This is a genomic window from Devosia honganensis (assembly GCF_042648785.1).
GTDB lineage: Bacteria > Pseudomonadota > Alphaproteobacteria > Rhizobiales > Devosiaceae > Devosia > Devosia honganensis.
Map to the genome: position 1 here is coordinate 1,012,733 of NZ_JBHRYD010000001.1, position 19,505 is coordinate 1,032,237.

The 19,505-nt window shown below is 66.0% G+C and carries 19 protein-coding genes; 6 read left to right on the forward strand and 13 right to left on the reverse strand.

Annotated features, from left to right (window positions below; all coding sequences use genetic code 11):
• The first annotated feature begins 1 nt into the window (after position 1).
• Both ACFOOL_RS04825 and purU read left to right on the forward strand, forming a co-directional pair.
• The gene (locus ACFOOL_RS04825; RefSeq protein WP_380095378.1) at positions 2–814 is read left to right on the forward strand and encodes an ABC transporter permease subunit; all 813 of its coding nucleotides are present in this window, start codon (positions 2–4) and stop codon (positions 812–814) included.
• Positions 815–1,209: 395 nt separating this feature from the next.
• Positions 1,210–2,064, forward strand: a complete 855-nt coding sequence (gene purU / locus ACFOOL_RS04830; protein ID WP_380095380.1) for a formyltetrahydrofolate deformylase — start codon at positions 1,210–1,212, stop codon at positions 2,062–2,064.
• A 3-nt stretch (positions 2,065–2,067) separates the two neighbouring features.
• Here the strand turns inward: purU and ACFOOL_RS04835 are convergent, their stop codons facing one another.
• The 9 genes from ACFOOL_RS04835 to ACFOOL_RS04875 form a co-directional block, all read right to left on the reverse strand.
• Complete coding sequence (locus tag ACFOOL_RS04835) at positions 2,068–2,508, reverse strand: RrF2 family transcriptional regulator (protein ID WP_380095381.1); 441 nt, start codon at positions 2,506–2,508, stop codon at positions 2,068–2,070.
• A gap of 25 nt (positions 2,509–2,533) precedes the next feature.
• Positions 2,534–4,714 carry a cation:proton antiporter domain-containing protein gene (locus tag ACFOOL_RS04840; RefSeq protein WP_380095382.1) on the reverse strand — a complete coding sequence of 727 codons (2,181 nt, stop codon included), beginning with the start codon at positions 4,712–4,714 and terminating at the stop codon, positions 2,534–2,536.
• Positions 4,715–4,927: 213 nt separating this feature from the next.
• Complete coding sequence (locus tag ACFOOL_RS04845; protein WP_380095384.1) at positions 4,928–6,019, reverse strand: ATP-dependent DNA helicase; 1,092 nt, start codon at positions 6,017–6,019, stop codon at positions 4,928–4,930.
• Complete coding sequence (locus ACFOOL_RS04850) at positions 6,019–6,702, reverse strand: fumarylacetoacetate hydrolase family protein (RefSeq protein WP_380095386.1); 684 nt, start codon at positions 6,700–6,702, stop codon at positions 6,019–6,021. The genes ACFOOL_RS04845 and ACFOOL_RS04850 overlap by 1 nt, the downstream gene beginning before the upstream one ends.
• On the reverse strand, positions 6,695–7,756 hold the full coding sequence (locus tag ACFOOL_RS04855) for an aldo/keto reductase (RefSeq protein ID WP_380095388.1): 1,062 nt from the start codon (positions 7,754–7,756) through the stop codon (positions 6,695–6,697). The genes ACFOOL_RS04850 and ACFOOL_RS04855 overlap by 8 nt, the downstream gene beginning before the upstream one ends.
• Before the next feature lie 133 nt (positions 7,757–7,889).
• Entirely contained in the window at positions 7,890–8,270 is a 381-nt protein-coding gene (gene rpsP / locus ACFOOL_RS04860) for a 30S ribosomal protein S16 (protein ID WP_380095390.1), read from the reverse strand.
• 31 nt (positions 8,271–8,301) lie between these two features.
• Entirely contained in the window at positions 8,302–9,888 is a 1,587-nt protein-coding gene (gene ffh, locus ACFOOL_RS04865) for a signal recognition particle protein (RefSeq protein ID WP_380095392.1), read from the reverse strand.
• 218 nt (positions 9,889–10,106) lie between these two features.
• Positions 10,107–11,309 (reverse strand): GNAT family N-acetyltransferase, encoded by a 1,203-nt coding sequence (locus ACFOOL_RS04870; RefSeq protein WP_380095393.1) that lies wholly within the window; start codon positions 11,307–11,309, stop codon positions 10,107–10,109.
• The gene (locus ACFOOL_RS04875; RefSeq protein WP_380095395.1) at positions 11,306–12,265 is read right to left on the reverse strand and encodes a hypothetical protein; all 960 of its coding nucleotides are present in this window, start codon (positions 12,263–12,265) and stop codon (positions 11,306–11,308) included. Before ACFOOL_RS04875 ends, ACFOOL_RS04870 begins: the two co-directional genes overlap by 4 nt.
• A 307-nt stretch (positions 12,266–12,572) precedes the next feature.
• Between ACFOOL_RS04875 and dapF the strand changes: the two genes are divergently transcribed.
• The 4 genes from dapF to ACFOOL_RS04895 all read left to right on the forward strand — a co-directional run bounded on the left by dapF (position 12,573) and on the right by ACFOOL_RS04895 (position 16,648).
• Positions 12,573–13,421, forward strand: a complete 849-nt coding sequence (gene dapF, locus ACFOOL_RS04880) for a diaminopimelate epimerase (protein WP_380095919.1) — start codon at positions 12,573–12,575, stop codon at positions 13,419–13,421.
• The gene (mtaB, locus tag ACFOOL_RS04885) at positions 13,421–14,686 is read left to right on the forward strand and encodes a tRNA (N(6)-L-threonylcarbamoyladenosine(37)-C(2))-methylthiotransferase MtaB (RefSeq protein WP_380095397.1); all 1,266 of its coding nucleotides are present in this window, start codon (positions 13,421–13,423) and stop codon (positions 14,684–14,686) included. The genes dapF and mtaB overlap by 1 nt, the downstream gene beginning before the upstream one ends.
• Before the next feature lie 23 nt (positions 14,687–14,709).
• Positions 14,710–15,903, forward strand: coding sequence for a signal recognition particle-docking protein FtsY (gene ftsY, locus ACFOOL_RS04890; protein ID WP_380095399.1), 1,194 nt, complete (start codon positions 14,710–14,712; stop codon positions 15,901–15,903).
• 115 nt (positions 15,904–16,018) lie between these two features.
• Positions 16,019–16,648, forward strand: a complete 630-nt coding sequence (locus tag ACFOOL_RS04895; protein ID WP_380095400.1) for a septation protein A — start codon at positions 16,019–16,021, stop codon at positions 16,646–16,648.
• A 23-nt stretch (positions 16,649–16,671) separates the two neighbouring features.
• Here ACFOOL_RS04895 and ACFOOL_RS04900 read toward each other — a convergent pair whose 3' ends face one another.
• Genes ACFOOL_RS04900 through tsaD form a run of 4 tightly spaced genes read right to left on the reverse strand, consistent with a single transcriptional unit; the run spans position 16,672 to position 19,482 of the window.
• Positions 16,672–17,106, reverse strand: coding sequence for an EVE domain-containing protein (locus ACFOOL_RS04900; protein WP_380095402.1), 435 nt, complete (start codon positions 17,104–17,106; stop codon positions 16,672–16,674).
• A gap of 4 nt (positions 17,107–17,110) precedes the next feature.
• Positions 17,111–17,404, reverse strand: a complete 294-nt coding sequence (locus ACFOOL_RS04905) for a YciI family protein (protein ID WP_380095403.1) — start codon at positions 17,402–17,404, stop codon at positions 17,111–17,113.
• Position 17,405: 1 nt separating this feature from the next.
• On the reverse strand, positions 17,406–18,392 hold the full coding sequence (locus tag ACFOOL_RS04910) for an NAD(P)H-dependent glycerol-3-phosphate dehydrogenase (protein ID WP_380095405.1): 987 nt from the start codon (positions 18,390–18,392) through the stop codon (positions 17,406–17,408).
• Complete coding sequence (gene tsaD / locus ACFOOL_RS04915; protein ID WP_380095406.1) at positions 18,382–19,482, reverse strand: tRNA (adenosine(37)-N6)-threonylcarbamoyltransferase complex transferase subunit TsaD; 1,101 nt, start codon at positions 19,480–19,482, stop codon at positions 18,382–18,384. Before tsaD ends, ACFOOL_RS04910 begins: the two co-directional genes overlap by 11 nt.
• Positions 19,483–19,505 lie beyond the last annotated feature (23 nt).

Consider the following 19,505-nt stretch of genomic DNA (forward strand, 5'->3'; position numbering starts at 1 on the left):
GATGTTCTCGCGTGGCTGGTTCCTCCCCATCGCGGCGGCCCTGGGCTTTTCCTTCCTTTATGCGCCCATCGTCTCGCTGGTCATCTTCTCGTTCAACGAATCGAGTCTCGTCACCGTCTGGTCGGGCTTTTCGACCAAATGGTACGCAGCCCTGTTCAGCGATCCGCAACTGCTCGGCGCCGCCTGGCTGAGCCTGCAGATCGCCGCCCTCAGCGCCACCATCGCGCTGGTGCTGGGCACGCTCGCCGCCGTGGCCCTGGTGCGCTTCCGGCGCTTCCGGGGGCGCACGCTCTTTGCCGGCATGGTCTCGGCACCGCTGGTCATGCCCGACGTCATCACCGGCCTGTCGCTGCTGCTGCTCTTCGTGGCCATGGAGGGCCTGCTGGGCTGGCCGCAGGGCCGCGGCATGCTCACCATCGTCATCGCCCACGCCACTTTCTGCACCGCCTATGTCTGCGTGGTGGTGCAGTCGCGCCTTTCCGATTTCGACCGCAGCCTCGAGGAAGCCGCCATGGACCTGGGCGCCAGCCCCGTGCGCACCTTTTTCGACATCACCCTGCCCATCATCGCGCCGGCGCTGGTCTCGGGCTGGCTGCTGGGCTTCACCCTCTCGCTCGACGACCTCGTCATCGCCAGCTTCGTTTCCGGCCCCGGCTCCTCGACCCTGCCCATGGTGATCTTTTCCAAGATCCGACTCGGCGTCTCCCCCGACGTCAATGCGCTGGCTACCATCATCATCGGCATCGTGGCGCTGGGCGTGCTGGCTGCAACCATATTGCAATTGCGGGCGCGCCCCAAAAAGGCGCGGGGCTGACGGAAAAAAAGCGATGATCCGCAGCGGGATCGCCGGACGATGGCGAAGGTCCGGGCTCCCGATAAATTTTCGTGACTGGACAGGCCTTTAAAACCGGCGCACACTGCCTTCATTGTCAACAGCTGAAAGGAGGTGGTCCAGTGTCTTATGAGATTATGGTTCTCGAGGAAGGTCTGGGTTTTCGTGTGATGGTCGGGAGTGATCTCGGCTGACAAACACACGCCTCCCGGCCCTCGAGGCCGATAAGCTCAGGAAAGGGTCGTCCGCAAGGGCGGCCCTTTTCTGTTCGTCCCGTCAGACGAAGCGGCGCCGCTCTTTCCGGCCTGTCGCCCCCAAGACTTGACGGATGCCCTCCGGCCATTGATACCGCAGGCAACCAATCCTGGAGGCAAACCGTGTCCGCGGCCAATTTCGTCCTGACCCTTTCCTGCATCGACCAGCCGGGCATCGTTGCCGCCGTCACCACCGAACTGGCGGCCTTGGGCGCCAATATCGCCGAATCCAATCAGTTCTGGGACCGTGAAACCGGCCGCTTCTTCATGCGGCTGGCGTTCACCGCGCCGCCGCAGGTGGACCGCGCGACCATCGAGAAGGCGCTGACCTCGCCCGTGGCGCGCTTCCAGATGCAGACCGCTCTCTCCGATCAGGGCGAGGCCAGGCGCATCGTCATCATGGTCTCGAAATTCGACCATGCGCTGCTGCACCTGCTCTACCAGATCCGCGTCGGCTGGCTCGATGCCGAAGTGGCCGCGATCATTTCCAACCACGAGGATGCGCGCAAGATCGCCGAGGATGCCGGCATAGCCTTCCACCACCTGCCCATCAGCAAGGAAACCAAGGCGGCCCAGGAGGCCCAGGTGCTGGAGATCGTCAAGCAGACAGGCGCCGATCTCGTGGTGCTGGCGCGCTACATGCAGGTGCTGTCGGACAATCTCTCCACCCGCCTTTTCGGGCAGGTGATCAATATCCACCATTCCTTCCTGCCCAGCTTCAAGGGCGCCAAGCCCTATCACCAGGCCCATGAGCGCGGCGTCAAGATCATCGGCGCCACCGCCCATTACGTCACGCCCGACCTCGACGAAGGCCCGATCATCGAACAGGAAACCGCCCGCGTCACCCACGCCATGCGCCCCGACGACCTGGTGGCCGCCGGCCGCGACATCGAAAGCCGCGTGCTCGCCCGCGCCGTGAAGCTGCATCTGGAAAGTCGCGTGATGCTCAATGGCCGCAAGACGGTGGTGTTCGGCTGATGCCTAGGCCGGCTCGTCTATCGGCAAGTCCTCAAGATTGAGCGAATCGGCGAGGCTGGTGCGATCCAGCACGGCGCGGGTAGCCAGCGTCACCCGCTCGAACACATGCCGGATTTCGCAGCTCGCCTCGTCCTGGCAGTCGGCGCATCGGCGATAGGCGATCTTGGACAGGCACGGCAAAGGCGCGATGGGGCCATCGATCAGCCGCAGCACCGCTCCATAGGTGATGTCCTCGGGTGCCTTGAGCAGGATATAGCCGCCCATCCGGCCGCGCCGGCTGGTGACCAGTTCGGCGCGCTTCAATTCGAGCAGGATCTGCTCGAGAAACTTTTTCGGGATCGCCTGCTCCCGCGAAATCTCCCCGATCATGCGGCTCTCTCCAGGCGCCGCCCGCGCCAGCGATATCAGCGCGCGGAGGGCATATTTGGCCTTTTGCGAGATCATGCTTTTCCCTTGCTCTGCGTACGCCTCAGGTCCTGGGTTCGGGCGTCACGGGCGGCACGTCATTGTCCTCGGCTTTCGGGGTCGTCTCCTCCGGACCGGTCTCCACGGCCTCTGTAGCGGGCGGCTCCGGCTCGGCGCTGTCCTCCTCTGCCGCAACCGGGGCAACCTCGTCAACCGCCGCCGGTGCCTCCTCCGGCATCGATTTTTCAATGATGGGCTCGAGCGTCGCCGGCGGCAGTTCGGCCGGGGCCCCGCTATCGGGCTCCGCCGGCACCTCCATATCCGGCTTCACCTCGGCCTCGAGCACCTCGATCTCGGCCGGCGCTTCGGTCGGCACCGCCTCGGCCACGGCTTCCGCTTCGCTGACCGGCTCCGGATCGGCCGGCGACGCCGCTTCCGGCGGCGGCGCAGCTTCCCTGGCAAGAATATTGTCGACTTCCGGCAATTTTGCCGCTTCCGGAACGCCATGGCCCGCATCCCGCAGGACGGCCAGAATCGCCTTGCCCGCTTCCCGCTCGCCACGGATGATCGTGCCGGCGCCCACGCGGCGAAGAAGGGCCTCTTCCTCGTCCGAGGCGGCGCAGGCGATGATTTTCAGGTCCGGCTTGAGCCTGCGGGCGCTGGCGCAGACCGCGCCCGCCTCGAAGCCGTCCGGAACGGCGAGCAGGAGCATGCGCGCCTCGGGGAGGCCGGCGAGGCGGAGCACCTCGGGTCTCACGGCATTGCCGAAGGTCACATCGAGGCCTTCCATACGGGCTGCCGACGCTTCCGCCTCGGAATCCTCGATCAGGACCAGGGAGCCGCCGTCATTCCTGATACCGGCGGCCACGATCCGGCCGACCGTGCCATAGCCCGCAAGAACGATATGACCGGCTGGCCGCTTCGCCAGGTCGCCGGCGCCCATCGCCTCCTCCGCCTCCTCCGCCTCGAGGGAAGGCTCGATCGGTTCGCTCGTCCGATGGTCCTGGCCCACCCGGGCCTCGACGCGCGGCCGGATCAGGCCGGCTATCCAGAAAAGAGCCGGATTGAGCGCGATGGACAGGACCATCCCGGCCAGCACCAGATCGCGGCCGACGGCCGGCAAGAGGGAGAGCGCCACTCCCGCGCCGGCAAGGATGAAGGAAAATTCCCCGATCTGGGCCAGCGAGGCCGACAGGGACAGCGCCAGATGAACCGGGCGGCGGAAAAGGATGAGAACGACCAGGGACGCCACCGCCTTGCCCACAAGGACGATGAGCAGAACGCCCAAAACCGGCAGGGCGTTCTCGACCAGAACGCCGGGTTCGAACGCCATGCCCAGGCCGAGGAAGAACAATACGGCAAAGGCCTCGCGCAGGGGCAGCATGTCTCTTGCGGCCCGGCGCGGCATATCGCTTTCGCCGAACATCATGCCGGCAAGGAAGGCCCCGAGCGCCAGCGGCACGCCGAACAGCGCGGCCGATCCCAGCGCCAAGCCCAGGGCGATAGCCGGCACTGCGAGCCGGAGCAGTTCACGGCTCCCTGCCAAGGCGGTGATACCGAGCGCCCAGGGGATGACCCGTCGCCCCACCACCAGCATGAACCCGGCAAAGGCGGCCAGCTTCACCACGGCGAGGACGAGACCACCCCACAGATCGAGCCGGGCCGAAGTCATCCTCTCGATAAAGGAGGCGAAGGGATCATAGAGATCCGTCGCGGTGCCATCGAGACGGGCCAGCAGGGGCATCAGCACCACGACCAGCACCAGAACGAAATTGCCGACGCTCAGCCAGCCCCTGGCGAGCCTGCCTCCTTCGGTATCGAGCAGGTGCCGGTTCTCCAGTGCCTTGTGCACCACGACGCTGGAGGCTCCCGACAGGGCCAGCCCGAAAAGCAGCGCCGCCCCCACGTCCCAGCCCAGCAACAGTCCCAGCCCGAACCCCAGCGCGGTCGCGCAGCCGATCTGCACCACGGCGCCGGCCAGCGCCGGAATGCGAACGTCCAGCAGATCGCGGAGCGAGAACTGCAGGCCCACGCCGAACATCAGCAGGATCAGCCCCAATTCCGCCAGCAGCCCGCCCAGTTCCGGGCCGGCGGCATTGCCGGCAAGGAGCGGCCCGACCAGGATGCCGGCGACCAGATAGCCCACCAGCGCCGGTATTCTGAGCTGCCTTGCCGCCAGGCCGAAAAGATAGGCCAGCGCCAGACCTGTAACGATGGTCAAGACCAGTGGGGTGTAAGGCTGCATGTGCGGCTCCGCGTCAACGAGGCGTAACTCGACTTTCAGGATGGGGTATCGACCGGATCGTTGCAAGCGTTCCTGGCCGGATCGGCCCGGCCGTGCCCTGCGTCGGCTGGCCGATATTCATTGGCGGGGCCAAGTTTGTCTGAACTTTGTTCCCCTCGGGAAATTGCGTGGCCGGATGATGATCCGTGCCAAAGCCGAAGTGATAGGCCGGCCTCAGCTCACGACGGTGATCCGTTCCGCCGCCCGGGTGATCCCGGTATAGAGCCAGCGTGCCCGCTCTTCGCGAAACACGAAGCTTTCATCGAACAGATAGACATTGTCCCACTGGCTACCCTGCGCCTTATGGACGGTGAGGCAGTAACCGAAGGTGAATTCGTCGAATTGCCGCCGTTCGGGCCAGCTCATCGCGTCTTCCTCGCCCGAGAGGAACGCCTTGTGGGTGAGGACGCGGGTTTCGCCCTTGCCCTCGTCGTCGGCCAGCAGCAGCGAATATTTGCCGTTGGAGCGGCGCGTCACGTCGGTGACGATCCAGATCTGCCCGTTGAGCAGGCGTTTGCGCGGATTGTTCCGCAAGCACACCATGCGGTCCCCCACCACCGGCTCGTGGAAGGGCAGACCCTTCAGTTCACGCATGCGATCATTATAGGTGAGGCGCGTCTTGTTGCGGCCCACCAGCACCTGATCGGCCTCCAGCACCGCGTCCCGGTCCACCGCGTTGCGCCCGACCACCAGGCTCTCCCCATAGCGCCCATGCTCGAGAACGCCGCCCTCGCGCACCGCCATGGACAATTGGATGATGGGGTTATCCGCCGCCTGACGGTGGATTTCGGTCAGCATGATGTCGGGCTCTTCATTGATGAAGAACCCCGCGCCCTGCACCGGCGGCAATTGGAACGGATCGCCCAGCACCAGCACCTTCACCCCGAAGGAGAGGAGGTCCGCGCCCAATTGCTCGTCCACCATCGACACCTCGTCGATGACGATCAGGTCCGCATCGGCGGCAGGGCTTTCCGGATCGAGCACGAAGCGCGGCTCGCCCTCCTTCTCGCTGACCAGCGTATAGATGAGGCTGTGAATGGTCTGGGCGCCCTTGCAGCCGCGCTTGCGCATCACCATCGCCGCCTTGCCGGTGAAGGCCGCATAGCGGACATTGCGCATATCCTGCGCTAGATGCACGGCCAGGGTCGACTTGCCGGTCCCGGCCCAGCCGAAGAGGCGAAAGACCTGTGGCCCGTTGCGATCCTTGAGCCATCTGGACACCGCTACCAGGGCCGCATCCTGCTGCGCCGACCAGACCGGCGCCATCAGGCGATCACCGTCGAGACCGTCCCCACGCCCTCGATCGCTCCCTCCAGCACGTCGCGTCGCCGCACCGCCCCGACGCCGGAAGGTGTGCCGGTCATGATGAGATCGCCCGCCCGGAGGGCAACGAAGCGGCTGAGAAAAGCGATGGTCTCGGGCACGCTCCAGATCTGATCCGCCAGGTCGCCCCGTTGCCTTACCCCGCCATTGACCGCCAGCGTGATGGCGCCGCGCTCGGGATGGCCGATCTCGCCGGCCCGGACGATGACGCCGATCGGGGCGGATTGATCGAAGCCCTTGGCCATGGTCCAGGGCCGCCCGGCCTTTTTCGCCTCCGCCTGCAGGTCGCGCCGTGTCATGTCGAGCCCGGCGGCGTAGCCGAAGATGTGAGAAAGCGCCTCCCCCGCCCCGATATCGCTGCCATCGGCGCCGATGGCGACCACCAGCTCGATCTCATGCTGGAGGTCGTCCGTGCACGGCGGATAGGCAATGGGGCCGCCATCGATGGTCACGGCATCGGCGGGCTTGGCGAAAAAGAAGGGCGGGTCACGCGGATCATTCCCCATTTCCCGGGCGTGGTCTGCGTAATTGCGCCCCACGCAATAAAGGCGGCGCACCGGAAAAAAGCTCCCGCCCTTGACGGGGATCAGGACCGGAGGCGGCGCCGGAAAGACGAGTTCAGCCACGCCTGAATTCCTCCGCATAGGGTCCGATCAGATCGAGATCGACGGCACTCAGCCGGTCCTGCGCGGTAAAGGACTGATGCCAATAGGGGTAAAGCAGGGGCGGCCGGCTGATCGCATCCAGGCTTGCTCGCTCCTCTTCGCTCAGCCTGAGACTGGCGGCGGCGATATTGTCGGAGAACTGCGCCTCGTTGCGCCCGCCGATGATCGCGGAGGTGACGCCCGGCCGGCCCAGGAGCCAGGCAAGGGCCACCTGCGCACCCGAGACGTTGCGCGCCTCGGCGATCCCGACCAGCACGTCGATGAGATCGTAGAGCTTTTCCCAGTCATAGACCGGCGGCTCGCGAAAGCCGCCCACGTGCCGGCCCACGTCCGGACCGCCGCTGCGCCGGTATTTACCCGAGAGCAGCCCGCCCGCGAGCGGGGACCAGACCAGGATCCCCAGGCCCTGATCCTGCGAGATCGGCACCAGTTCATATTCGGCGTCGCGGCTGTGCAGCGAATAATGGATCTGCTGGGAAACGAAGCGCTCAGCCTGCCGCCGTTCGGCCGCCATAAGCGCCTTCATGATGTGCCAGCCCGAATAGTTGGAGCAGCCGATATAGCGGACCTTGCCCTGCCGCACGAGCGTATCGAGCGCTTCCATCGTCTCCTCGACGGGGGTCATCCCATCCCATTCATGCACTTGGTAAAGATCGATCACATCGGTCCGCAGCCGCCGCAGGCTGGCCTCCGCCTGGGCAATGATGTGGTGGCGCGACAGGCCGATCTCATTTGGCCCCTCGCCCATCTTGAAGCGCACCTTCGTCGCGATCAGCGCCTTTTGCCGGCGCCCGTTGGCAGCGAGAACCTCGCCCAGAATCTCCTCGGAAATCCCGGCATTGTAGACATTGGCCGTATCGTAGAGATTGATGCCGGCATCGAGGCACAGGTCCACCTGCCGCTCCGCCCCCGCCATGTCGGTATGACCGATCCGCTCGCTGCCGCCGAAGGTCATGGTGCCCATGGTCAGCACGGAAACCTTGAGTCCCGAGCGCCCCAGATAGCGATAGTCCATGATATTCCTCCTTTGTTCCGGCGCTACAAGGGCTAAAGGGTTGCCGCGACCGGGTCAATCGCGCAGATGGCGCCAAAGCAAAAGCCCCGGAGGCGATCTCCGGGGCTTCGTGCGGTTCGGCAAGGCGAATGGCCTATTCGGCGACGGCTTCTTCGGCCGCGGGAGCCTCGTTCACCGCCGCTTCCTTGGCGGCACGCTCCTCGGCGCGCTCCTTCGCCTTGTCGCCGGGCACGCCCTTCTTGGGATTGTTGCGGGCAGGGCGCTTGACCAGGCCCGCCGCATCGAGGAAGCGCAGCACCCGATCGGTCGGCTGGGCGCCGGTGGAGAGCCAGTGCTGGGCGCGCTCGACATTCAGCACGACGCGGTTCTCGGCATCCTTGGCCAGGAGCGGGTTGAACGTGCCCAGCTTTTCGATGAAGCGGCCATCACGCGGGGTGCGGGCATCCGCGACGACGATGTGATAGAAGGGGCGCTTCTTGGTGCCGGCGCGGGCGAGACGAAGCTTGAGAGCCATTTTCAGTCCTGTGGTTGGTTCGGTTTGGTGACTATTTCTTTTTGCCCAGGCCGGGCAGGCCTGGGAAACGCGTGCCCCCGAGGCCCGGCAGGGCCGGACCACCAGAGGATTTGAGCAGGCTTCCCACATCGGCGGGAAGCTTTTCGGGCAGGGAGGCGGGCAGATCGGCCGAGGGCAGGCCCTTCAACTGCGCGGGATCGATCCCGGCCTGGCGCGCCATCTGCTCAAGCTGGGCAGGGTCCATTTTCGACAGGTCGGGCATGCCGCCCAGCATTCCGCCCATCTTGCCGCCGAACATGCCGGCCAGCGACCCCATGCCGCCCTTGGACACTTTTTTCATCATGTCCGCCATCTGGCGATGCTGCTTGGTGAGCTTGTTGATCTCCGAGACCTCCACCCCGGCGCCGGCGGCGATGCGCTTGCGACGCGAGGCATTGAGCAGGTCCGGATTGGCGCGTTCCTTCCGCGTCATCGAATTGATGATGGCGATCTGGCGGTCGAAAACCTTCTCGTCGACATTGGCGCCGGCCATGGCCTTCTTGAGCTGGCCCGCTCCCGGCAGCAGGCCCATGAGCCCGCCCATGCCGCCCATCTTCTTCATCTGCGTGAGCTGGGCGCGAAGGTCCTCGAGATCGAAGGCGCCCTTCTTGAGCTTCTTGGCCATCTTGGCCGCGTCTTCGGCCGAGACGTGCTCGGCGGCCTTTTCGACCAGCGAGACGATGTCGCCCATGCCCAGGATACGGTCGGCGATGCGCGCCGGATGGAAATCCTCCAGCGCGTCCATCTTCTCGCCCACACCGATCAGCTTGATCGGCTTGCCGGTCGCGGCGCGCATGGAGAGCGCGGCACCGCCCCGCCCGTCACCATCTACTCGCGTCATGACGATGCCGGTGACATCCAGGCGACCGTCGAAGCTGCGGGCCACATTGATGGCGTCCTGGCCGGTCAGCGCGTCGACCACCAGCAGGATTTCGTGGGGATTGGCGATATCCTTGATGGCGACCGTCTCGGCCATCAGCTCGTCGTCGATATGGGTACGGCCGGCCGTGTCGAGGATGAGGACGTCATAGCCGCCCAGACGGCCTTCACGCTCGGCGCGGCGGGCGATCTCGAGGGGAGTTTCGGTGGCGACGATGGGCAGGGTGTCGACCCCAACCTGCTCGCCCAGCACGCGCAACTGCTCCATGGCGGCGGGACGGCGCGTGTCGAGCGAGGCCAGCAGCACCTTCTTGCGCTGCCTGTCCTTGAGACGCTTGGCGATCTTGGCGGTGGTGGTGGTCTTGCCCGAGCCCTGCAGGCCCACCATCAGCAGCGTGACCGGCGCCGGCGCATTGAGGTCGATGCCCACCGCATCCGAACCCAGCACCGCGACCAATTCGTCATTGACGATCTTGACCACCTGCTGGCCCGGCGTCACCGAGCGGGTGACCTCCGCGCCCACGGCGCGGGCCCGCACCTGTTCGACGAAGGCTCGGACCACTTCGAGGGAGACGTCGGCTTCGATCAGCGCCCTGCGGATTTCGCGCATGGCCGCGTCGACATCCGCCGCATTGAGCGCGCCGCGTCCGCGAAGCCCGTCGAATATCTTGCCAAGCCGGTCGCTTAAGCTCTCGAACATGAAGTTTCCTTTTCGCTCACGAGGCCGATTCCCCGGGAGAGATAAGGTCCGCCGGGCCAAACACCAAACCCACCCGCGGGCGCAACGCGCTGGCGGGTGTTGGCCTCCGGGATCGCTTTATACCTCTGGGGGTCCCGGTCGGCTGGTCAGGAGCAAGTCGCCTGATGAACGGGCTGCGTTTAGGGGATGCGGGACCCGGAGTCAAGAAAATGCGGCGCTCAGTGGCCATGGCCCGCAAGGCGCATGATGCCGGCGCGCCAGCGGGCCGGTATTCTGAGCAATCCCGCCTTGACCCGCGGCCGCGCAAATACGTCCCAGAGCTGGATCAGCAGCCACCCCCTGGGCGTGACGGGCAGGGCATGGTCGCGGACGGCCACCGTATCGGTTGCCCAGGTGAGCTTGTAGGGCATGGCGGGCACGCCCAGATCGCAGCCGGCAAGGCCGCGCTCGAAACAGGCGCGGGTGATCTCGCCCAGATGCAGCTTGCCCGGGCTCTCGTCGGAATTGGAGAAGTCCCGCGATGCGACGAAGGCATAGTAGCGGCCGCCATGCACGAACCCCCATTGCTCCGCGATGGGCCTGCCGCCATGGGTGAGCGAAAAGGCCAGGAGCTCCAGATCGCCGCGCCCCACCAGTTTCTTGCAGAAATCGGCAAAGCCGGCATCGCGGAAGGCGCGCGAGGTCAGGCCCTGCTCCCGGAGCCGCCCCGCCCGGCCCGCAACGGTGCGCTCGATCAGGGCGAACTGCTCGTCCCGACCGGTGACCACGCTATGCGCCACCACGCCCTCGCGGGCCAGCCGATTGCGGGCATTGCGCATGTTTTTGCGCGTTTTGGTGCGGATGGTGGAGAAGTAGCCGGCAAAATCCGCATAGACGTCGAGCGCGACATAGGGCGCTCCCTCGGCGGTGCCCGTCTCGATTGCCGTATCGGGCATGCCCAGCGCCAGGAGCGAGCCCTTCCGCACCTTGTGGAAGCTCACCACGTCGCACGGCGCCGCCTTTATGGCGGATTGCAGCATGCGGGCCACCGTCCCTCGCGCCTCAAGGTCGGGGGCCATCAACAAATCGGCATATTGCCCGAAGGCATGGCCCAAAGGCGCCAGCACCCGGCGCATGCCGGTATGGATACGCTCCAGCGGCAGTAACGCCACCAGACGCGGGCCCTCTCGAAGCGTCACGATCACCGGATCGAACGCCGCATTGCCGCGCGCCGCCTCGAAATCGAAGATAGCCCGCGCCCAGCCCAGGCTCTGGAAGAGATTGGGCCCCGCACAGCGCTCTTCCAGCTCCAGCCAGGCCGGGGTCAGTGCCTCGAGCGCCTCGCGCGTGCGCACCACCTTGCAAGTCCGCCCCAGACCGGACAGCGCACGAGCCGGAGCATCGCGCCGTCCGCTCCAGCCGAATGTGTCGATCAGGCTCATTTCTCGAATGTTTGCGCGGGAATATCCCGGACCCCTTCGGGCGCCGTCGGATCGACCTGGAAGTCGACCGTATAGACCTTCTTCTTTTGTGGGTTGAGCGGGGAGAACTTGACCACCCCGGCCAGGCCCAGCTTGGAGAGATAGGACAGGCCCGTCACCTGCTGGTTGAGCCGCCGCGCCCCCAGTTTCGAGCGCAGCACGCCATTGGCGTAGTTGACCGCATAGTGCCTGCGCAACTCGTCGGTCCAGTGCTCGGTGGTGAAGCTGACATTGAGCATGTCGTGATTGACCACCCGGTGCGGCCCGTTGAGCGGCCAATGCAGCATCTGCCCCGCCCCGAGATCGTAGACCTGGGCAAAGTCGTCGAACCAGGGCTCGTAAGGCATGTCGGTCTCGCGCAATTGCCCCAGGATCAGCTTTTCCAGCGCCGGCTGCGAGATGAACGGCGCCTGGGCCGGATAGACATAGACCTTCTTGGTGCCCCGGACCTGCCAGAGCGACTGTCCCGGCACGTCGGAATGGTATTTCACCGACACATTGGGCGAGGAGATGAGGATGGTCAGGTTGCGCTTGTAGGACTTGAAGCCCGGCACCCGCCCCTCGAATTCGGCATAGAGCTCATCGAGCAATTCGCCATAGGCCGGGTCGGTCTTGGCCGGCGCGGTGAGATTGACCCAGATATTGCCCTTGCGGACGGTCTCGATCACCTCGGCGCCGGAAAGATCCCGGATCTCCCCCTCCCGCCGTTTCGGTGGATTGCCGGGCGTCTTCTGCGAGTAATTGACGTGATAGCCCTCGCGCGGGGTCCGGTCGATCAGGCTGGCCAGCGCCGCATCCGAAAAAAGCGTCGAGCCGGCGAGGCTGTGGCTGAGGCGCAGCGGCTGGCTGCCCCAGAGCTGGGGATGGTGCGGCTGCCAGTCGGTGATGATCTGATCGGAAATGAGCGGCATGTTCATGGTCGGACTCCGATGCTGCGGACGACGAGGATGGCACGGATCATTTTAGACCCATCCCGATCATCCGCACGAGAAAGCTCCCTGTCTGGTTAAGAACATGCCTCGGGCAAATAGTTAGGAATGAAAGAAAATCGCGCCTCCTCCCCGGGGCCGGACACCAGGCGCACCGCCGGAACCTTGCTGCCCGCACTGGCATTTTCGCGCTACTTCCGCCATATAGGCTACGAACGATGTATTGGATCGGGTGGCCGCTCCGATGCGTAGCCGGATTTTGGAAACCGCCGTGAGCGACATTCCCTTTCTCAAGATGAACGGGCTGGGAAACCAGATCATCGTGGTCGATCTGCGCGGCCGGGGCGGTCGCGTCACCACCGAGGCGGCCATCGCCATCAACGCACAGCCGGAAACGCGCTTCGACCAGATCATGGCCATCCACGATCCCCGTACGCCAGGCACGGCCAATTATATCGAGATCATCAATTCGGACGGATCGCGCGCCCAGTCCTGCGGTAATGGCATGCGCTGCGTGGTGCAGGCGCTGTCGGTCGAGCAGGGACGGCAGCGCTTCACCTTCGAGACCCCCGCCGGCATTCTTTTCGGCGAGGAAACCGGGGATGGCCTCATCACCGTCGATATGGGCACGCCCAAATTCGCCTGGTACGACATTCCCCTCAATGAGGAATTCGCCGATACGCGCGCCATCGAATTGCAGATCGGCCCGATCGACGCGCCGGTCCTGCATTCGCCCTCCGTCCTCTCCATGGGCAATCCGCACGCCACCTTCTGGGTGAAGGACGATGTCTGGTCCTATGCGCTCGACCGCTTCGGGCCGCTGCTCGAAAATCACCCGCTTTTTCCCGAGCGCTGCAATATCTCCATCGCTCAGGTGATGCAGCCCGACCATGTCGTGCTCCGGACCTGGGAACGCGGCGCCGGCCTCACCAGAGCCTGCGGCACCGCCGCCTGTGCCGCCCTGGTCAATGGCGCGCGCACCCGACGCACGGCCCGCAAGGCCAGGCTGACCCTGCCGGGTGGCGAGTTGACGGTCGAGTGGCAGCCCGACGACCATGTGACCCTGACCGGCCCGGCGGAACTCGAATGGCGCGGCCGGCTCGATCCGGCCACCGGCGCCTGGACCCGGGGCGAGGCCGCCTGATGGCCGTCGAGACGCTGACATTCGGCTGCCGGCTCAACGCCTATGAGAGCGAGGTGATGAAGGCCGAAGCCGAAAAGGCGGGCCTCGACAATGCCGTCATCATCAATACCTGCGCGGTGACCGCCGAGGCGGTGCGCCAGGCCAAGCAGGCCGTGCGCAAGGCGCGGCGCGACCATCCCCAGGCACGCATCATCGTCACCGGCTGCGCCGCCCAGACCGAGGCGCGCAGTTTCGGCGACATGGAGGAGGTCGACCTCGTCATCGGCAATGCCGACAAGCTCAAAGCCGAAAGCTACGAGCCCATGGTCTTCGGCACGCCGCTCAACGACAAGGTGCAGGTCAACGACATCATGAGCGTGCGCGAAACCGCCGGGCACCTCATCGAGGGCATGGATGGGCGCACCCGCGCCTTCGTCCAGGTGCAGAACGGCTGCGATCATCGCTGCACCTTCTGCATTATTCCCTTCGGCCGAGGGCCCTCGCGCTCGGTGCCGATGGGGCTGGTGGTCGAGCAGGTCAGGAAACTGGTCGGCAACGGCTATGCCGAAGTGGTGCTCACCGGGGTCGACATCACCTCCTATGGCCCCGACCTGCCCGGCGGATCGACTCTGGGCAAGCTGACCCAGGCGATCCTCAGACATGTGCCGGACCTGCCGCGGCTGCGCATTTCCTCCATCGATTCCATCGAGGCCGACCCGGCGCTCTACGATGCGGTGAGCGACGAGCGGCTGATGCCGCATCTGCATCTGTCGCTGCAATCGGGCGACGATCTGATCCTCAAGCGCATGAAGCGCCGGCATTTGCGCGACGATGCCCTGGCTGTGGTGGAAAAGCTCCGCCAGCGCCGCCCCGACATGGTCTTCGGCGCCGATATCATCGCCGGCTTTCCCACCGAGACCGACGCGATGTTCGAAAATTCGCTGTCCTTCATCGCCGAGGCGGGCCTGACCTATATCCACGCCTTTCCCTATTCGCCGCGTCCCGGCACCCCAGCCGCGCGCATGCCGCAGGTCGGCCGGGGCATCGCCCGCCAGCGCGCCGCGCTGCTGCGCGAGGCGGGCGACCGGCAATTCGAGGCGCTGTGCCGATCCCGGCTCGGCGCCAGCGAGAACGTGCTGGTCGAACGCGCGGGCCTGGGCCGTACCGAACATTTCATTCCCGTACGCGTTCCCGGCGCGGAGGCGGGGAACCTGCTTCGCGTGCACATCACCGGCACCGACAGGGATGGTCTGATCGGCGACGCCCTGCACGTCGCGGCGGCCTGAATGCGCAAGGGTATGGAGCCAGCATGAGCGAGAAGAAACCCGGCTTTTTCCAGCGCCTTTTCGGCGGCAATCAGCCGGCGCCGACCCCTGCCCCCGAAGAGACGCTGCCCGAAAACCCGGCCGCGCCCGATCCCGTTCCCCCCGTTCCCGAACCGCAGCCGGAGCCTGTTCCGGCCGAGCCCCCGGCGCCTGACAAGGCGACACCGCCGCCCGGCCCGCCCGAAACCACGCCTGACTATATCGAGGACGTGCAGGATCAGTTCGTTGATGCCCCGGCCGCCATCGCCGAGCCGGCCCGGCCGCAGGGCTGGTTCGCGCGCCTCGCGTCCGGCCTCAAGCGCTCCTCCGATACGCTTTCGAGCTCGATCACCTCGGTCTTCACCAAGCGCCGACTCGACGCGGCCACGCTGGAGGAGCTGGAGGACGTGCTGATCCAGGCCGATCTGGGCGTGGAAACGGCCATGGCCATCACCGAGACGCTGCGCCGGGACCGGTTCGACAAGGACGTTTCCGGCGAAGACGTCCGCGCAGTGCTGTCCGCCGAGGTCGAAAAGGCGCTGGCTCCCGTCGCCCGCCCCCTCATTATCGATACGAAGCACCGGCCTTTCGTGATCCTGATGATCGGGGTCAACGGCTCGGGCAAGACCACCACCATCGGCAAGCTGGCCCAAAAGCTGGTGAACGAAGGCAAATCGGTCATGCTGGCGGCCGGCGACACCTTCCGCGCCGCCGCCATCGAACAGCTTCAGGTCTGGGGCCAGCGCACCGGCGCGCCGGTGATCGCCAAGCCAGCCGGCGCCGACGCCTCGGGCCTCGCCTTCGATGCGGTGACCCGCGCCAAGCAAGAAGAACGCGACGTTCTCATCATCGACACCGCGGGTCGCCTGCAAAATCGCGACGAATTGATGAGCGAGCTCGAAAAGATCATCCGCGTCATCAAGAAGATCGACCCCACCGCCCCGCACGCCACCCTGCTGACGCTCGATGCCACCACCGGCCAGAACGCCCTCAGCCAGGTGGAGATCTTCGGCCAGCGGGCGGGAGTGACGGGGCTTGTCATGACCAAGCTCGACGGCACCGCCCGCGGCGGTATCCTCGTCGCCATCGCCGGGAAATTCGGCTTGCCGGTGCATTTCATCGGGGTGGGGGAAGGGGTCGAGGACCTGGAGCCCTTCGCGGCCGGCGATTTCGCCCGCGCCATCGCCGGTCACGAGTGAAACCGTCCCTTGGCGCAAGGCGCGGCGATCCGCACCTTCAGCCCAAATCCGACCACTCTTGTCCGCTATTCGGCTTGCAACACGCTTCCGCTGCCATCACAGTGATCGGAACGCCATGGAACGACAAATGACCGAAAAAGCCGAACCCGAACTCGATTGGAGCGAACTCAGGCCGCAGATCGTCAAGCTGGCGCTGGAATTGGGTCCGCTGGTTCTGTTTTTCATCATGAACGGACGGGCCGATATCTTCGTAGCCACCGCCTGGTTCATGGTGGCCATGGTCGTCTCCTTGGCCCTGTCCTGGCTGATCCTGAAAAAAGTCGCCGTGATGCCGCTGGTCACCGGTGTCGTGGTGCTGGTCTTTGGCGGCCTCACCCTGTGGCTGCAGGACGACACCTTCATCAAGATGAAGCCCACCATAACCAATGTGCTCTTCGCCTCGGTGCTGCTGGGCGGACTGGTGTTCGGCCAGTCGCTGCTCCGCTATGTCTTCGGCGACGTCTATCGGCTCCGCGCCGAGGGCTGGTGGAAGCTGACCCTCAACTGGGGCCTGTTCTTCGTGGTTCTGGCCGTGCTTAACGAAGTGGTCTGGCGTAATTTCCCCACCGATTTCTGGGTCGCCTTCAAGGTCTGGGGCATCATGCCGCTGACGGTGATCTTCTCCATGACCCAAGTGCCGCTGCTCAACAAATACGCGCCGCCGGCGGAACCGGACCAGTCCCCGCCGGTCGCGGCGGAGGGCTGATCCGCATAAGCGTCCCGAGCCGGTTAGAGGCCGCCCATTCCACAGATGAGGCGCCATTCCTCCGCGCCGACCTTGGAGACGGAAAGGCGTGAGAGCCGGACCAGTTCGAGCTCGGCCAGCGCGGGCGTCGCCTTGATCTCGGCAAGGCTCACCGGACGCGGCAGGGGCCGGACCGATTGCACATCGACGCACTCCCACACCACCTCCCCCTTGGCATTGCGCTCGGCAGTGCTGTCGGGATGGGCCGGCGCCACGATCTTCATGATGCCGACGATCTCCTTGCCGATATTGGAGTGGTAGAAGAAGGCCTCGTCGCCCACCTGCATGGCCTTCATATTGTTGCGCGCCGCATAATTGCGCACGCCGGTCCACTCCTCCGCCTCGCCCCTTTCGGTCTTGGCCACGAGATCGTCGAAGGAAAATTCGTCCGGCTCGGATTTCATCAGCCAATAGGCCATTGCTTCAAAGCTCCGCGCCGCTGGTGTTGATCGCCAGCCGCCAGCGCCTGATCTCGATGCTGCCGAAAACGCCCGCCGCGACGAACGGATCGGCCTCGGCCATCCGGTGCGCCTCCTCAAGCGTTTCGGCCTCGAACACCACAAGCGACCCTTCGGGCTGATCCTGGGCGTCGAGCAGCGCCCCGGCGAAGACCAGCTTCTTGCCCAGCGCCTCGAGATGGTTGAGGTGGGCAGGTCGCGTGTCGAGGCGGAGCTGGCCGGAGCCGGGTGCGTCCTTGGCGATCATGGCGTAGAGCATGTCAGTGTTCCTTTTTGAGCGGGCGGGACATCAGTCCTGCGACGATAGCGGCGATCTCGGATTTTCCGGTGATGACGGCGTCGACGGCATCGATCAGCGGCACCTCGACATCGAGGCTGCGGGCCAGGGCCGCCGCGACCGGCGCCGTGGCGACGCCCTCGGCCAGCGCCGCGCCGCCGGCCAGGATATCCCCGGTGCGGCGACCAGCCCCGAGCGCCATGCCGAACTGGTAGTTGCGCGACTGGATCGAGGTGCAGGTCAGGGTGAGGTCGCCCAGCCCGGCAAGGCCTGTCAACGTATGGGCCGACCCGCCCATGGCCGTCACCATGCGCGCCATTTCGGCATAGCCGCGGGCGATCAGCGCGGCGCGGGCGGAGGCGCCCAGATTGGCGCCCTCTACCGCACCGCAAGCCAGCGCATAGACGTTCTTGAGCGCGCCGGCGATCTCGACGCCGATGCGGTCGTCGGCGGCATAAGGGCGAAAACTCGGTCCCGCCAGCGCCGAGGCCAGATCGGAGGCGTCGCTGGCGTCGTCCCCGGCCAGGGTCACCGCCGTCGGGCGGCCCGCCGCGACATCGGCGGCAAAGCTTGGGCCGGACAAGACGAAGCCCATGGCGTCGGGGGCCATGTCGGCAAGAATTTCGCTCTGCCGCGCCAGTGTTCCGGTCTCGAGCCCCTTGGCCGACAGCACCACCGGCCGGCCCGCCAGCAGCGCCGGATCGAGGGCGGCGAGCAGCCCCCGCGTCGCCTGCGCCGGCACCGCCAGGATGACGATATCGGCGGACGCGGCCTCGGCCACGGCGGTGACGGCAGGCGACAAAGCCTGGCCGGGCAGCGCGGCTTCATTGCAACGGCTCGAATTGATGCGCGCCGCCTTGTCGGCGTCGCGCACCACCAGCGATACGGACCGCCCCGCCATGGCAGCGGCTTGCGCCAGGGCCGTTCCCCAGGCGCCGCCGCCGATCACCGAAACCGTCTCAAGCCGCATCGGTTTCCACCTTCATGTCCGGCGTGTCGAGCGGCCAGCGCGGCCGCGCCGCCACCTCGAGTCCGTCCTTGACCCCGAGCGCCAGCCGCTCGGCGCCCACCCAGGCCACCATGGCGCCATTGTCGGTGCACAGCGCCGCCGGCGGCACTACCAGCCTCGCCCCCATCGCTCCGGCCGTCTCACGCAGGGCGGCTCCGATCCTTGCATTGGCCGCAACGCCGCCGGCCACCACCAGTTGCGGCTCGGCTTCGGGGAATTCCGTCCGGAAGCGGGCCAGCGCCTGACGCGAGCGCGTGGCGACGATCTCGGTTACCGCCGCCTGGAACCCGGCGGCGATATCGGCCACGTCCTGCTCGGCAAGAGGCGCCAGGGCCTCGGCCTTGAGCCGCACCGCCGTCTTGAGCCCGGAAAAGGAGAAATCGAGCCGCTCCTCGCGCAGCAAGGGCCGGGGAAACCTGAACCGTTCCGGATCGCCCTCCCGGGCGATGCGCTCGACCGCCGGGCCGCCCGGATGGCCGAGACTCAGCAGCTTCGCTACCTTGTCGAAGGCTTCCCCCAGCGCGTCGTCGATCGTGCCGCCCCAGCGTTCATAGTCCCCCACGTCCCGGACCAGCACAAACTGGCTGTGCCCGCCCGAGACCAGCAGCATGAGATAGGGAAATTGCACTTCATCGGTCAGTCGCGCCGTCAGCGCATGGGCTTCCAGATGATTGACGGCGATCAGCGTCTTGTCCAGCGCGGCGGCCAGCGCCTTGCCCGTGGTCAGCCCCACTAGAACCCCGCCGATCAGTCCCGGCCCGGCAGTGGCGGCGACGGCGTCGATATCGCCCAGCGCGATGCCGGCCTCTTCCACCGCTTGGGCGATGATATGATCGAGCCATTCCACATGAGCCCGCGCCGCCAGTTCCGGCACCACGCCGCCAAATGCCGCATGTTCGTCAAACTGGGAGCGTACCACATTGGACAGGATCGCTCCCCGGCCCGAATCGTCGCGGACGACGACGGCCGCGGCGGTTTCGTCGCAGCTGGTTTCAATCCCCAGAACGATGGCTTGCGCTTGCCCGGTCACGACGAACTGGTCTACTCCCATTCGAGAGCCTATCGCCTACTATA